This is a genomic window from Thomasclavelia sp., from assembly GCF_047249845.1.
Lineage (GTDB): Bacteria > Bacillota_I > Bacilli_A > Erysipelotrichales > Coprobacillaceae > Thomasclavelia.
This window is the reverse complement of sequence record NZ_JBKTWO010000014.1, coordinates 39,511-55,680: the sequence shown is the minus strand read 5'-3', so window position 1 is coordinate 55,680 and position 16,170 is coordinate 39,511. Positions and strand designations below refer to the sequence as shown.

Below are 16,170 nucleotides of genomic sequence, written 5' to 3'. Positions count from 1 at the left end.
TATATGTGCTCTACCTATAATATTTTTATATTCTAAGTTAAAGGAGAAAATTATGTTAAATATAAACTATGATATTGTTGGTTCATTTTTAAGACCACAGGAAATTAAAGAAGCACGATTAAAGTACTTTAATCATGAAATTGATTTAGACACATTAAGAAAAATCGAAGATAAAGAAATTGATAAACTTGTTGAAAAACAAGTAAAACATGGTCTTAAATTTGTTACTGATGGCGAATTTAGACGAAGATGGTGGCACTTAGATTGGTTAAAAGAATTTGATGGATTTACTACAAAACATCTTGATAAAATTAGAAATGGAGTAACTAATCATATTGAACTTGGGATGATTAATGGGAAAATTAGATATGATAAAAATAAGAATCATCCTGAAATCGCTGCTTGGGACTATTTATATCAACTAGTTCAAAAATATTCAGGCATAGAAGCTAAAAAATGTATATCAGGACCAAATATGATATTAGTAGATCATTTTTTACAACTCGGAATAAAGAAAACCACTTATTATAATAATGATATTAATGCTATTATCAATGATATCGGTCTTGCTTTTCAAAATGCTATAAAAGATCTTTATGATCATGGTTGTCGTTATTTACAAATTGATGATACTTCATGGACTTATATGATCGATAATAACTTTCTAACAAAAGTATCCTCTTTGGGTTATCAAAAAAAGGAAATATTAGAATGGTTTAAAATAGTATCTACAAAAGCACTAGAAAACAAACCTGATGATATGATTATTGCAAATCATTTTTGTAAGGGGAATTTCAAAGGTTATCCTCTCTTTTCTGGATTATATGATTCAATTGCACCTATTGTTTGTCAGATACCTTATGATGGATTATTTATTGAATACGATGATTATCGTTCTGGCTCATTTGAGCCATGGGCCAGATTAAAAAATACTGATATAACTTTTGTTGCAGGGTTAATTTCAACTAAAAATCCTAACTTAGAATCATATAATGAAATTAAAACAAGGTTTCTAGAAGCAAAAAAGATTATAGGTAATAATATTGCTTTATCGCCACAATGCGGCTTTGCTTCTGTCGAAGAAGGTAACTGTATTGATGAAAAGACTCAATGGAAAAAAATTGATCTTTTAGTTTCATGCAAAGATTTCATCTAATAACCTTCTATTAGTATCCTATACTTATCTATCCTTAAAATCTATTTTATAATTAAAAAACCTGCTTGCAATAGAAATTCTATTTTAAGCAGGTTATTTTAATATCTTAATCTTCTTTACGTTTTTTTCTAGAAATCAACATCGCACCCAATGCAGCTCCACTAGCAAGTAAGAATGCTTGTAATGAAACATCATCTCCAGTTTTTGTTGCTGATTGTTGTATATCAGTAGCTGTATTACCAGGTTTAACTGCTTCAGCAGGTAAATTTGGGTCTACTGGATTTACTACTACTAGATTATCAACTGTATTCTTCAATATTGTTTCTGCCTGCATTATATCTTCTACAGTTGCATTTTCATCTGCAAGCGTTGTTTTAGCCTGGATTAAAGCTATTTCTAATGAATTCCAAGATTCAACAGTATAATTAGCTCTATCTAAATTCTCAACTTTATTAATTAAGTCTTGTAATAGATCTCTATTTGGTTTCAATCTCAAGTTTATGAATGCTCTAACTAAACTATCATATGTCCTAGCCACATCATCTTTTAAAGCATTTTCATCAGCTACTACATCATTAGCTTCTTTTAATACTAGCTGCATTGAATCCCAAGAATTTGTAATATAATCCTGACTGTTTAATCCATTGATTTTATCAATTAGTTTTATCAATTCAGTTTTATCACCTTTTATGAATGATAACATATGCATTGCCTGGGCTAAACGGTTAAATGAAGCATCTACTTTTGTCTGATTATTAGGATTTTTCAAAGTTTCTTCAGCTTCAAGTAACGCTGCTTTAAACTCTGTTACTACAGCTGGTACAACATCTTCTAAATCTGTCTCACTAACTTCTTTAGCAAGCTCTACTGCTATTTTTAAAGCCTGTGTATTAACTTCACTAGTTTCTTTTTCTATTAAATCATACATAGTTATTTGTGTAACAAGATCAACTGCTTCTACTTGACTAGCATCATCTAAATCAGCTAATAATACTCTAGCTTTAGCAATTAAATCACTATATCCTTGCCATGATTCAGCAGTATAATCCTCACTGTTTAGACTATCAGCCTGACTAACTAAATCTTGTAAAGCTGCCATAACTGAAGCTTCAGCTTTTATAACTAAATTTTCTTCAGCTTCAAGTAAAGCTAAACGAGCATTTGTAATTACAGATATTTCTGAACTATTTAAAGCACTTCTTGCAGCTTCTAAAACAATCATAAATGTATCCCATGATGAAGATGTATAAAGTTCTTTATTATCTAGACGATTAATCAATTGAGATAACGCAGTAGTATCAACTTCAATTTCTTCAATTGCAATATCTAAACGATAAAGTGCTATTTCAACCTGATTACGTGTTGCATTTTCATCTGCAATAACCTTAACAGCATTTGCCAAACGAAGTGTTAATTCATCACCAGAAGCAGCTGTCATATCAGTTATATCATAAATTCCACCTAAAGCGATCTTTTCTCTAAGTTCTACTATACTGATTAATCCTTCTAAAGCCTCGTTAATTGCATCTCTTGCCTTGTTAATTTCTTTTTGTCCAATTTCTTCACTACTATCAATTATTGATTTAGCTGCCTCCATTGACTTAGTAAAATCTTTGAAGCTACCTTTTACATAATTAGCTTCAATTAAATCTTTATTAGCTTCATATAATTCAACAAGTGCAGTTTTATCACCTAATGAATCTAATGCAGAAAGTCCTGCCTGAATTGCTTTACTTGCTTGAGCAATCTCTTTTTCTGTTGGTTCTTTTTCAAGTAACTTTTTAGCTGTTTCAATTGCTGTTTGATATTTAATTGTACTTGAAGCGATATATCCATCTAAATCAATTTTTTCTGATTCATCAACTAGTTGTTGTAGATCACTCTTTAACTTAGCATCTGTTTTATAAACATTTAACTCTGCTGCTGAAGCAAATCCCCCAACACCTTGAAGTGCTGTCAAACGAATATAGCGGGCATGAGTTGGAGCAAATTCAACTACTTTTTCAGCCACATTAACTTCCCATGTACCTTCAGCTACTTTTGTATAATTTACACCATCAATACTTGATTCCAATGTGTATTTACTAATAGTACCATTACCAGCACCTGTACGAGGTAAATAAGTATATTTACCAATTGTTTTTATTTCATGTAAGTCTAGCGTAATACTTTGCGGTAAAGCTACCGGATTGCTCCAGTTAGTATGCCACCAGGTACCACTATTACCATCAATCGCCATTGATGCAAGACCTTCAGAACCTACATTCGGATGTTCACTACTTGCACTAGCACTCATTGTTGATTGTGAGATTTTAGTATGTTCACGTGTTATTACTGGATCCACTGGTGTTTCATCTTTAGCTTTTGTTCCATATAATTCAATTTCACGAATATTAACTAAATCATCAGGTCCTGCTGCTTTAGGAGTTAGATAAATCTTAATTGCATCAGCTTTTACTGTCTGTCCTAATTCAATTACTTTAGTTGCTATTTTATTAGCACTGTCAATATCACCACCATCAAATGATGCCTCTGGTAAAATTTCAGTTTCCTGATCACCATTTACAGCAGTAATACGGTATTTTGTAATACGGTTAGCACCACCCCATACCATTTGTTTAATAACTACTTTATCAACATCTTCATCATTTGCTAATGGGATTTTAATAAAGTTAGTATTAGTATTATTTAGATCAAATTCCCAACGTGAATCCAGATCACCATCAACTGCTTTGCTTCCTGAACGGTCACCCTCTGTACTTGCTGAATGATAGTTACCTACTTCAACCGCTTTATCTAAAGCAACATTTTGGCGTTCATAATCTCCAGCAGTCTTATCGCCATATACCTCCATCTCATAGAATGAGAAACCATATTTCACTCCATCGCTTGCTGCTGTTCTTTGAACACCTTGGAATTTAACATAACGAATATTCTCTTTCATATCAAATTTTATATCCTTGATACCACCTGTTCCATTTTCTTCGTTATATACTTCCTGCCAGTTTTCATTATCTTCACTAACTAATATTTTATATTTCTTACCATAAGCGGCTTCCCAGAATATTTTAATATTATTAACATTTTGACCTTTACCTAAATCAACTGTTAACCAGGCTTCATCACTATAATTTGAAGACCAGCGGCTGTTATTACTTGTAGTATCACCATCAACTACTTTATCTGGTGTCCAGGTTGCAGTTTCTTGACCAGAAGCAGTAACTGTTTTTCCTAATGCTAGATTTTCATATTCTACTCCAGCCTGAGTCCCTGCAAGTTTAGCGATTTCTGCATCAGTTAAAACTTTATTGTAGATGTTTAGCTCATCGATTGAAGCAGTTACTGAATTTTCCTTACTTCCAATAACTTCCATTGGCAACATTAATGTTTCATAATATCGCTGTGTTCTTTGTCCTTTATCATTAGTAGGATAAGTTCCATTCCATGAATTACATCCTGAATTATTATTCCAGTTAGGGAATGGTTTACCGATCAATGAATCAAACTTTTCTCCATCAATATATAAACTAACCCCTTCAAATGTTCCTGTTAATGCGATATGTGTCCATTTACCGTTTTCAATATTACAGTCAAACGTATGAGTATAGTTTTCAACATCATATTTCAATTTACCATTTTCTAATCTTAATGTCCCTGTTTTACCTTCCATTAAAATCCCGTCTGCAGAAGGATTGATCCACATTGAAGAAGTCCACCCAAAACCAGCAGATTTTAGTTCTGTAGTTAAATAACTGCTTCCACCATTAAATCTAAGACCATTACCATTTTTACCAGCAGCATTTTCACTAACATTAGTATTACTAGTAATATCAACCCCATTTGTAATCTTATTAACAGCTACATCATCTAATTTAATAACTTCATTATTACTAATTTTTTCATCAATTTCATATAAGAAATCTGCATTTGGTGCATCACCTAATGTATTAGCTAATTGTTTAACATCATCATATGATTTACCTTCATCTTTAGCTTGTGTCCCAGCCCATGTTTTTTGAGCAATTGTATACAAATTATGTTGAATTCGATAGCTAATATCCTGAACTGAAATACCATTTCCAGCAAAGTCATTCCATACCGCAAACTGACCACCCATTACTCCAGGATGAGCATCTGGAGCATTATTTCCAGCCCAGCCAGAATTTTTATTAGGTAACCAGTTATTGTATAAATATTCAGCTCGACCAAACTGATTTGAATAATAACCACCACCAGGAACGATATAAACCTCCATGTCTTCCATTGAAATAATCTTGTATCCAGCATCCAATGACTGTTTAGCATTAGCGTATCCTTGATACCATGCAAACATAGTCGCATCACTCATTACAGGAGTACTTCCATTATTTTCAGTTAATGAACCCCAAAATACTGGTTCTTTCCTTAAAGATTTGACATGTTTTAATAATGCATCACAGTATGCTCTAAAAGCTTCTTTATCAGTAGCAGTTCCTGATTTATATTCATCAGTACCAATATTAACATTCGGACCAACAAATGTTGGTTCTCCACCGTTATATCCCTCAATATATTCTGAAAATAATTCTTTTACTTTTTCTAAATTATCAGAATTTTTAGCATCCAAGTACTTTGAATTATCTCCACGTTGTGAACCCGGCCAAGCACGAGTATATGCTAAAGCATGACCTGGTGTATCTAATTCAGGAATTACATCAATTCCTAGATCCATAGAGTTATACTGTAAATTTCTAAATTCCTCCTTAGTATAATACTCACCTCGATCATAACCATCACTATTTTGATTTAATTCTGGGAAACGCTCACTTTCTAAACGGAACCATCCTTCAGGGTCACCATTACGACCATTTTCAGTGGATAAACCATTCCAAATATCATTATCACTTAAATGCAATGATAACATATTTAATTTATACCAGCTCATTTGTTTTGTCAGATCCTGTAAATATTCCATTGGAATCCATTTACGAGCAACATCAAACATCATTCCTCTTTGTTCAAACTTAGGATAATCCTTAACCAATCCTTTTGAGATATTATTCTGTCCTGTTGTATCCTGTTTTAAGATCTGCAAAATTGAAATTGTTCCATATAACGCTCCAGTATTGTGTATCGCTTTAATCTCTACATAATCCTGATTTGCATTTTCACCGCCAACATTCATGTAATATCCTTCATCACCAAGCATTGTTTCATCAGTAGCTTCACCAATAAAAATATCACCCTTTTGAAGATTTTTTCCATCTCCAGTTACAATTTCGATATCACGACCAGTTAGATCTTCATAGTCAGCTTTAAAAGTTTTTGCTGCTTCCCTAAACTTTTCTGTACCTAGAACAATTCTAGAATTTGTTAGATCAACCTCTCCATCACCAGCTACCCACTCACGTAATTCAGGAATCACCTGTGGTTTAGAGTTTTCTCCATTAACATCAGTTTCTTTAGCTGGTATTTTTATCATTGCATTTGTTTCAGTTGTAATAAAAGTACCATCAGACTCATTAGTAATCTTATATAACAACTTAACAGTCTGAGTAACTAAGGGACGTGTTACCTTTCCATCTAATGAAATAGTGGCCTTGTTATCACTACCAAAAACCTCAACTTTATAACCTTTGATACGTGGTAATAATAACTCATTATTTTCAATATCATACAATGGTGATACATTAAAATTCTTATCAACAGTTACTGCATTAGCATCTAATGTATCAATGCTTCTCATTTTTGTCGTATCACTATAATCTTCTAAATTATCTGTTTCTTGAGCTGAAAGCAACGTTAATGATGATGCTATTTGCCCCGACAACATCGTCATTGATAAACCTAGTGCAACTGCTTTTTTTCCAATCTTTTTCTCCATTTTCCCATTCCTTTCTTATCTGTATAATAGTAACTGGATAATAAAATAAAAAAGCCAAATACAGTTCTATACTAAAATATAGTATAACTGTACTTGGTCTTGCCTACTAAAAGTAACAACCCACTTACGTAATAAGTATAACATTCAGTTAGTTTTTGTCAATAATTTTACTAAAGTTATAATATTTTGTTGTAACTATTCACCAAAAGAATAAATACCGTTAGTTTAGATATTGGAAAAAGAACGGCTAGTTAGTAAACATCTGCTCTAACTCTTCTAAACCATTCTTTTTATTTTATCTTGATGTTTCGATAACGCTTAATAGACCTGCATATGCCTGTCTCCTCTTTCTGTTACAAATTGCCCTGATGTATTTTTCTTAAGACACCTTTTTCAACTCTTAGTTTCCTTATCCTTTTATATACTACCATAAATTTCTTCATCATCTTATTATAATGAAACAAATATTAATAATAAACAGCTGCTATAGCAGTTTTTGATTTCATATGAATAATTTGTTTAAATCCATCATAAAACTAGAAATATTATATTATTAACAATCGACTTACCAATAATAATACTATAAAAACTAACGCTAACCATTTTCCAATATTTGCAAATAAATCATTTTTATTTCTTATTGCTAAAACTATAGCTGGAAATAGTAAGATAAAAGAATAGAAAACAGTATAATGAATGCTCTGTCCATCTTTTGTAAATGGAACTATAGAAAATGTATTTATAATCTGTTGCCCACTTTCCTTCCCAGACCACGTTGGCAAGTTCAAAAAAGTTAATATTTTATCACCCATACAAAAATCTAATATGTTATAGCTCCAAATAACCGCAACTATAACTAAAAGCAATGATACTGAACCGATACCTATTTTTTTCTTTATCATATTAATTTCTCCCCACTTTTTATACTTTAATTTTTAAATAATTTTATCATATATTTATACTAACAACAATTAAATAAAAAAAGTCTCTTATTTAAACAAATAAGAAACTCATTTAAAATTATTCACTGCGAAGTGCTGTTACTGGATCTTCTAATGCAGCTTTTTTAGATGGAATCAAGCCCCCTAGCAATGTTAAAACAACACTTAAAACAATCAAAATAACAGCTCCACCAATTGGTAAAATAGCACTGACACTTGTATTTCCAGCTATATCATGAATTAGTGCATTACCAGGAATAAGTAATAGTAATGTTATTACAATCCCTAAAACCCCAGCCAATAGACCAATAATAAAAGTTTCGGCATTGAAAACCTGAGAAATATTTCTCTTTGACGCTCCTATTGCTCTTAATATACCAATTTCTTTTTTACGTTCTAATACACTAATATACGTAATTACCCCAATCATAATTGAAGATACGATTAATGAAATAGCAACAAAAGCAATTAAAACATAGCTAATTACATTAATGATATCAGTTACTGATGACATTAATGTACCAACATAATCAGTATAAGAAATAACTTTATTTTCATCAATTTTTTTAACATCATCATTATATTTATCTAAAATATTAATTACATTTTGTTTATTTTCAAAATCCTTTGGATAGATATTTATAGCACTTGGTTTATTAAAATCACAATAACCTAAGTTTTTTAGATTCCCATCATAAGATGATACCTCTGAAGTCATTAAAGACATCATTAATTCTGTTAGTTCTTCTTCATTCATATTCATCTTGATTGCTTTAGCAAATGCACTTGTATCTATATTAATTGCATCTTGCATATTGCCAGCAAGATTACCCATTTGTTTATTAATTTGCAAACTTATTTGCTGCTTCAATGATTTACTTATTGTTTCTGTATATTCAGCCATAACTATCTGCATTTGTTTTTGTATCTGGCTTTCAAACTGTTCAGTTAAATCACTTGCTTGTATAAGTTTAATCATTTCATCTTGAAACAATTTTTGAGCTTGTTCAGTTTGTAAAAAAGCTCTAAAATATTCATTCATCTTAGTTGGATCTGTCAATCCATTTTCTTTTAAGTATTTTTGAAATTGAGTCATAACATTTTTAGTTAAACCTTCAATACTATCTTGTGATATATTTACTTTCATATCACTAAAAATATTATTTACATCAATTGTTGGTAAAATAGAAGAATCCAATTTAATCTGACTTAGATCTAAATCTCCCATAGAAAGTTTACTTTGGTCAAAAGTAAAAGCACTTTTCAACATTTCTTCATCAACTGTAAATAATGAGTTTAAATCTAGTTGATTTCTATTTTTATCACTAAATTCTTTACCTGTGAAAACATCAATATTAGGATTATCTAACTGCTTTTTAATTATTTCACTTGCTGCAGCCTGTTCAATTACATGGGTTGTTAATGTTGCAGGATAGCCAATTCCTGATTGTAACATCGTTGCTGTGGCTGAATCTTTAGGTTGAACAATACCTACAATTTTAATATTTTCACCATTTTCAACTAAATTTTTCATATAATTTTGATCATCTTTTTTGTCTTTATAAACATTATAATTACTATCATATTGATAATAATCAATCGCATTAACAAGTTTAAACTCAATTCCTAAAATATCTTTATATGAATAAGAATTGATATTATTAGGAATATCTACTGATTCTTCTTTTGAAAACTGTTCAATCATTTTATCAAGTTCTGAATAATCACGTAATCCTAATGTATAAAGCATAAAATCATTGATATTACCATTTTTACTTAATACAAGCACACATTCATTATAACTCTTAGGCCATTTTCCAGCTTTTATATCATATTGATCTTCATAAAGATTTGAATTACTAGGCATCTGATAAAAAACATCCGTGCTCATCATTGAGGACATTAAACTGTTTGTATTGGTGGAAGAGCCAAGACCTAAAGACGAAAAAGATTTATCAGGATTAACCTGCCTAATCTTTTCAAAACTAGTACTGTATATTTGTGGTGCGATATTATAATTATATTCAATTGAGTTAGTATATTTTTTAATATCACTCTTTCCACTATCAAGATATTCTTTTAATGAAGTTAGATCATTAGAACCTATTTTAGAAAACATATTTGTTATCATCTGTGATACATGGATTTTAGTATCATCTTTTTCACCTTTATTTTGATTTGGGTGAGCATCCGTCATCATCGATGTTATATCAAAACCAGTACTTTGAATTTGTAAAGGGTATTCTGAAAGCGTTTCTTCTTCAATCGATTGAATATATTGATTTACTCCATTAGAAAGAGAAAGAATTAAAGCAATCCCAATAATCCCAATTGAACCAGCAAAAGATGTTAAAATAGTTCGCGCTTTTTTTGTTTTTAGATTATTAAAACTTAGAGATAGTGATGTTAACCATGACATTGATGCTTTACCCATATTTTTATGCTGTACAGGGGGTTGTTTATCAGTATCAATTTTAAAAGTATTTGTATCATCAATAATTTTCCCATCACGTACTTTGACAATTCGATTAGCATATTTTTGAGCTAACTCAGGATTATGAGTTACCATTACTACTAAACGATCCTTAGCTACCTCCTTTAATAATTCCATAACCTGGACACTAGTATCACTATCAAGAGCCCCTGTTGGCTCATCTGCAAGAAGAATATCTGGGTCATTTACTAATGCCCGAGCAATCGCCACCCGCTGCATTTGACCACCAGACATCTGATTAGGGCGTTTATGAAGATGTTCACCCAACCCTACCTGCTTTAAAGCATCTATTGCTCGTTTTCGTCGTTCACTTTTTGAGATACCAGATATTGTTAGAGCCAGCTCAACATTAGCTAAAACTGTTTGATGAGGAATCAAGTTGTAACTTTGAAATACAAATCCAATGGTATGATTTCGGTAAGAATCCCAATCACGATCTTTATATTTTTTTGTTGAAATCCCATTAATGATTAAATCTCCACTATCATAACGATCTAAGCCACCTATTATATTTAAAAGTGTTGTTTTCCCTGAACCACTTGGTCCAAGAATCGCAACAAATTCATTATCACGCAAATTTAATGATATTCCATCTAATGCTACCTGATGTAAATCTCCTGTAATATATTCTTTAGTTATCTTCTGTATTTGAAGCATTTAATTTATCTCCTTTTTTATGTTAAGCTAATTCTACTACTTTATTATAAACTGAAAATAAACAAAAAGTATTTTTTATTAAAAAAAGACTATATATTTTATCAAAAACACCATTTTAATAGATAAAAAAGCTAATAAATACAGCTTAACTAAAATATTCGTTTCCCTTTTATTAATAGCTCATATACCTGCCTTAATTGTTTACCAATTTTTGGTATACTTTTTTCTTGAGCAGTTATACGACCCGCTTCTTTTAAATCTGGCAATTTTTGTTCTACAACTCCCTCTATCAGTCTCACAAAATTATTTACATTATTTCCTTTATAACAATTAACAGTATCTTTCATCCATGGTTTAAATACCGGAATATCTCGTAGAATTATCTGTTGATATGAAGCTAGCGCTTCTAATACTACTATTCCTTCTGTCTCTTCCTTGCTAGGAAAAAAGAATGCATCTGCACCACAATAAGCGCCTTCTATTACAGAGCCGCTAATATAACCAGAAAAAAAGACATTATCAGGATGATCTTTAGTAACGACCCTACGAATATTTTTAGGAATTGTATAAAGCGGTACATGACCAAACCAAATAAATTTGTAATCTGGCAGTCGTTTTGCAACTTCTATAAAATCAAGGAGTCCTTTTCTTTCAAAAAATAAGCCAACTGATATAACTACTTTTTCATCAGATTGTAAATCAAAATATTTTCTAAATTGCTGAATATTTTCTTCATTATAATTAAAACGATTTAAATCAATTCCATTACTAATTACGTAAATTGGTACAGTAATCCCATACCCCTCTAAAAGTTTTTTTTGCATAAGGAGTTGGTGTTATAATGCAATCTGCTTTAGTATATAAATTAAGCAATCTTTTTTTAAAGGCAGGGGCAAGCCAATTTGATAATATAAATGAGTTTTTAAAATCTTCTTCTTTACTATGGGCATGATAAACAATCTTTTTACCTAACTTACGACTTTTTTAATAAGTGATGAACTTTTTAATCCAATTGTATTGATACTATAAGACAATATTAACGATGTCAAATATATATTATTTATAGGACCTTTTATATAACTATATATTCCTTATTGTTAAAAAATAATAATTATAAACAACTTTCTTGATAACTCTAATATTAAATTAAATAAAAGCTTGACATTAGTACGGATTAATACTATATTATAAGTACTAATTAGTACTATAAATGGAGGGATAATATGAAAACTCGGGAACAAATTAGACTTGTCAACGCTGCTTTAAGTGGAACCTTAGATTTATATAGAATATGGGCGAAGAAACACAAACTAAATTATAATGCTTTAGTTATTTTATATACTCTAGATGATTATAAAATATGTACCCAAAAACAAATATGTAAATGGTGGGCTCTACCAAAGCAAACAGTTCATGGTATCTTGCTTGATTTTGAAAAAAAAGGATATCTTACAAGCAGTGCTAATCCTGACAACAAGAGAGAAAGACTTATTACCTTTACTGAAACAGGAAAAGTTTATGCTTCTTCAATATTAGAACAATTATATCATATGGAAGAAAATGCTATGAAAAAATTAGGCACGGAACAAAGAAAACAGCTTATTACTTGCAATAAAAAATATTATGAGTTATTAAAGGAAGAAATAGAAAATGGATAATATATTAGCTAAAAAATTCAACTTTGCAAAGTTACTATTATTTGCACTTCCAAATGTTGTTATGATGATTAGTTTGTCCATGTATATTATTATCGATGGGATATTCGTATCACGTCTTCTTGGCACAACCGCATTATCATCTGTAAACATGGTCTATCCTGCTATTTGCTTAGAAATGGCAATTGCTATAATGATTGCTACTGGAGGTAGTGCTATCGTTGCTAGAAAGTTAGGTGAAGGTAAACAAAAAGAAGCACAAAAAAACTTAACTTTCTTAGTTACTGTAGAAATTGTAATTGGTCTCATAATTGCCATTATTAGTAATCTTTTTATAGATGAGATTATTACATTTTTAGGAGTAAGTAGTATGCAGGCTCCTTTATCTATCTCTTATGCTAAGATTATATTTACTTTTGCACCTGCTTTTTTTCTTCAAACCGCTTTTCAAACTTTTTTTGTTACTGCCGGAAAACCAGCTATTGGTTTAATTGTTACAATATTAGCCGGTTTTACTAATATCGTATTAGATTATATTTTTATGGCACCATTAAATATGGGAATTAGTGGTGCAGCATTAGCTACGGGGATAGGTTATTGTATTCCTGCAATTATTGGCTTAACTTATTTTTTATTTGCAAAAAACAATCCTTTGCATTTTACTAAACCAGCTATTAATTGGAGCATACTATTTCAATCATGCACAAACGGTTCATCTGAAATGGTAACGAATTTAGCAAATGCTGCCACAACATTTTTATTTAATTATATATTACTAAAATTTTATGGAGAAGATGGTGTTGCTTCGATTACTATTATCCTATATTTTCAATATATATTTACAGCCCTGTATTTTGGTTACTCTAATGGTATAGCCCCTATTATTAGTTTTAAATATGGAAATGGGGATAAAAAACAATTACAAAGTATATTTAAAAATAGTATTTTATTTTTAATCTTAAGTTCGATAATATCAAACACTTTAATTCATTTAACAATAACTGATGCCTTGACTATTTTCACTTCAAAAAATAGTAATGTATATGATATTGCACTTAATGGTTTTACAACATATTCATTTGCTTTTATGATTATGGGATTAGGAATTTTTGCTTCAGCTTTTTTCACTGCATTTTCAGATGGAAAATCATCTGCTATTATATCCTTCTCTAGAACATTTATCTTTATAATTGGTTTAATTATAATTCTTCCAAACCTATTTGGTAAGACTGGTATTTGGATCGCTGTACCAGCAGCTGAGTTATTAGGTATATTTGTTACTCTCTACTTTTTAATAAAGAACAAAAAATATGGTTATATTGATTTAAAATAAATTGATAGATATGGTTATTCTTTTGATTCCAAATAAACTATATCCCATATCAAGGACACGAAAATAAAAAAGTATATAAGTCATGAATAAAAGTTCATGGCTTTTTTATACATATTAAGTATCTATCATATTCATATAGTGCCGTATATTAAATCTTCAAAAATCTTTTGAAGATGTTTAACAACTAAATTCATATTACATCCTTTTTTATTATAGTTACTATTTTAACAACCAATCACATTACCTTGACAGATATAGTACTATAGTATACAATACAAAACAGGAGGTTAAATTATGGTCAAAAATAAAATAACATCTGATTTAATACGTGGTCACACAGATACTATGATACTAAAACTATTATCTGAAGCTGATCGTTATGGGTATGAAATTGTCAAATTAATTGCTGAACGTTCTGAAGGAAAATATGAACTTAAAGAAGCCACAATGTACTCTTCTGTTCGTCGACTTGAAGCTGATGGTGACATTATTTGGTATTGGGGAGATGAAACTCAAGGTGGCAGACGCAAATATTTTAAAATCACCCAAAAAGGTAAAAAAACTTATCAACAAAACAAAGGAAACTGGGAATATTCTAAACAGATATTAGATAAACTATTATAAAGGAGAATTAAACGTGAATAAAAAAATTATTAGTTATATTGATATACTCTTTAAACCATACGAGGGTTCTAAAAGTGTATCTGAACTAAAAAACGATATTTTAATTGATTTAAATGACCGTTATCTTGATCTATTACAACAAGGTATAAATGAAGAAATGGCTTTGACAAAAACACTTGAAAGTATCGGAGAAATAGAAAAAACATTAATAGAAATAACTAATTGTCCACCCCAAAAACAAAACCAAATAAAGTTCAATGGTACAGATTTAAAAAGAAGTGACTTTTCAAATATAGTACTACATAATGGTGTTATGACAAGCAGCAATCTACAAAATGCTAACTTTTCTAGCTCAGATCTTACTGGAAGTAACTTTAAAACATGTGATTTAGAAAACTCCCATTTTGATTATGCCAATCTTACTAACTGTAATTTTTCAATTACTAATCTTAATAATGCCAGCTTTAATAACTCAATTTTAAAACAGACTAATTTTAATAAGTCTACTTTAGAAAATGTTAAGTTTAAAAATCTTAAATTAATCAATGTAAATTTTTCAATCATAGATTTAAGAAACGTAGTTTTTGATAATTGTATAATTGATGGTGGTAATTTTGATTGTGCAGATTTGCGTAATCAAAATTTTGATAACCAAATTATAAGAAATGTTCATATTGGTAAAGCAATATTAGAAAATATATCATTTAAAGGAGCAACACTTAATAATGTTTCGTTTAAACCACGAATGTCGATTACGAATAAATACTATAAAGCACTTGCTACAATTAACTTTGATGGTGCTTTTATTGATAAAATAACTTACAATTATTTAAAAAGCGTTGGCGCTAATTTAAATAATGTAACTATTTTATAAATAATTACATTATTTATACAAAACTGGAAAGCATAAAGCTTTCCAGTTTATAATATATTTAAAAATTAAATTCATTCTCCCATTCAAAATCTTCTGATTCTTCTAGACTTTTTGGCCAATGATCACACCATTTCGGTACACTAGGTATCTCAACTCGATCTAAACTAGGTGTATATGGTTTTATATCTAAAATTGTACTTTCATTATTGGCATCAATATATTGAATATGTATCATACCATTTTGATAATCAATAGAAATGATTTCTACTGTGCTTAAAGCTAAAGGATTAGGGCGAATTGGTGATCTAGTGGCAAATATTCCCATTTCCGCTGGAGCTTTTTTATATGGCTGAGAAGTTTGTAGAACGTTTCGATACTCACTGCTATCAAAATCACTAAACCACCAAATAACATTTAGATGACTAAAACCATCTAATGCTTTTAATGCAGGGATAAATTTTGAATCTAATTTAATACATACCTCCTTTTCGTTATTGTAAATCTTTCCAATTGAATTTACTTCATAAGTTGACATCTTATTTTCCTCCATTTATTTTATTACTAATAATAAAA

10 protein-coding genes are annotated in these 16,170 nt (G+C 30.1%); 5 read left to right on the top strand and 5 right to left on the bottom strand.

Annotated features, from left to right (window positions below; all coding sequences use genetic code 11):
- Positions 1-52: 52 nt before the first annotated feature.
- A complete protein-coding gene (locus tag ACLR9T_RS05530; RefSeq protein ID WP_413108537.1) occupies positions 53-1,156 on the top strand; it encodes a methionine synthase in 1,104 nt (367 codons plus the stop codon).
- A 106-nt stretch (positions 1,157-1,262) separates the two neighbouring features.
- On the opposite strand, the gene ACLR9T_RS05525 is transcribed toward ACLR9T_RS05530, so the two are convergent.
- The 4 genes from ACLR9T_RS05525 to ACLR9T_RS05510 all read right to left on the bottom strand — a co-directional run bounded on the left by ACLR9T_RS05525 (position 1,263) and on the right by ACLR9T_RS05510 (position 11,935).
- Entirely contained in the window at positions 1,263-7,019 is a 5,757-nt protein-coding gene (locus tag ACLR9T_RS05525) for a discoidin domain-containing protein (RefSeq protein WP_413108536.1), read from the bottom strand.
- Positions 7,020-7,564: 545 nt separating this feature from the next.
- Entirely contained in the window at positions 7,565-7,921 is a 357-nt protein-coding gene (locus ACLR9T_RS05520; RefSeq protein WP_413108535.1) for a hypothetical protein, read from the bottom strand.
- Between the two features lie 118 nt (positions 7,922-8,039).
- A complete protein-coding gene (locus ACLR9T_RS05515; protein ID WP_413108534.1) occupies positions 8,040-11,111 on the bottom strand; it encodes an ATP-binding cassette domain-containing protein in 3,072 nt (1,023 codons plus the stop codon).
- A gap of 149 nt (positions 11,112-11,260) precedes the next feature.
- On the bottom strand, positions 11,261-11,935 hold the full coding sequence (locus ACLR9T_RS05510) for a glycosyltransferase (protein WP_413108533.1): 675 nt from the start codon (positions 11,933-11,935) through the stop codon (positions 11,261-11,263).
- A gap of 399 nt (positions 11,936-12,334) precedes the next feature.
- On the opposite strand from ACLR9T_RS05510, the gene ACLR9T_RS05505 reads away from it, so the two are divergent.
- The 4 genes from ACLR9T_RS05505 (at position 12,335) to ACLR9T_RS05490 (ending at position 15,597) form a co-directional block, all read left to right on the top strand.
- Positions 12,335-12,769 (top strand): MarR family winged helix-turn-helix transcriptional regulator, encoded by a 435-nt coding sequence (locus ACLR9T_RS05505; protein ID WP_413108532.1) that lies wholly within the window; start codon positions 12,335-12,337, stop codon positions 12,767-12,769.
- On the top strand, positions 12,762-14,099 hold the full coding sequence (locus tag ACLR9T_RS05500) for an MATE family efflux transporter (RefSeq protein WP_413108531.1): 1,338 nt from the start codon (positions 12,762-12,764) through the stop codon (positions 14,097-14,099). The genes ACLR9T_RS05505 and ACLR9T_RS05500 overlap by 8 nt, the downstream gene beginning before the upstream one ends.
- 345 nt (positions 14,100-14,444) lie before the next feature.
- The gene (locus ACLR9T_RS05495) at positions 14,445-14,723 is read left to right on the top strand and encodes a PadR family transcriptional regulator (RefSeq protein ID WP_413108530.1); all 279 of its coding nucleotides are present in this window, start codon (positions 14,445-14,447) and stop codon (positions 14,721-14,723) included.
- 13 nt (positions 14,724-14,736) lie between these two features.
- Positions 14,737-15,597 carry a pentapeptide repeat-containing protein gene (locus tag ACLR9T_RS05490; RefSeq protein WP_413108529.1) on the top strand — a complete coding sequence of 287 codons (861 nt, stop codon included), beginning with the start codon at positions 14,737-14,739 and terminating at the stop codon, positions 15,595-15,597.
- Positions 15,598-15,655: 58 nt separating this feature from the next.
- On the opposite strand, the gene ACLR9T_RS05485 is transcribed toward ACLR9T_RS05490, so the two are convergent.
- Complete coding sequence (locus ACLR9T_RS05485) at positions 15,656-16,132, bottom strand: SAM-dependent methyltransferase (RefSeq protein WP_413108528.1); 477 nt, start codon at positions 16,130-16,132, stop codon at positions 15,656-15,658.
- Between the last annotated feature and the right edge of the window lie 38 nt (positions 16,133-16,170).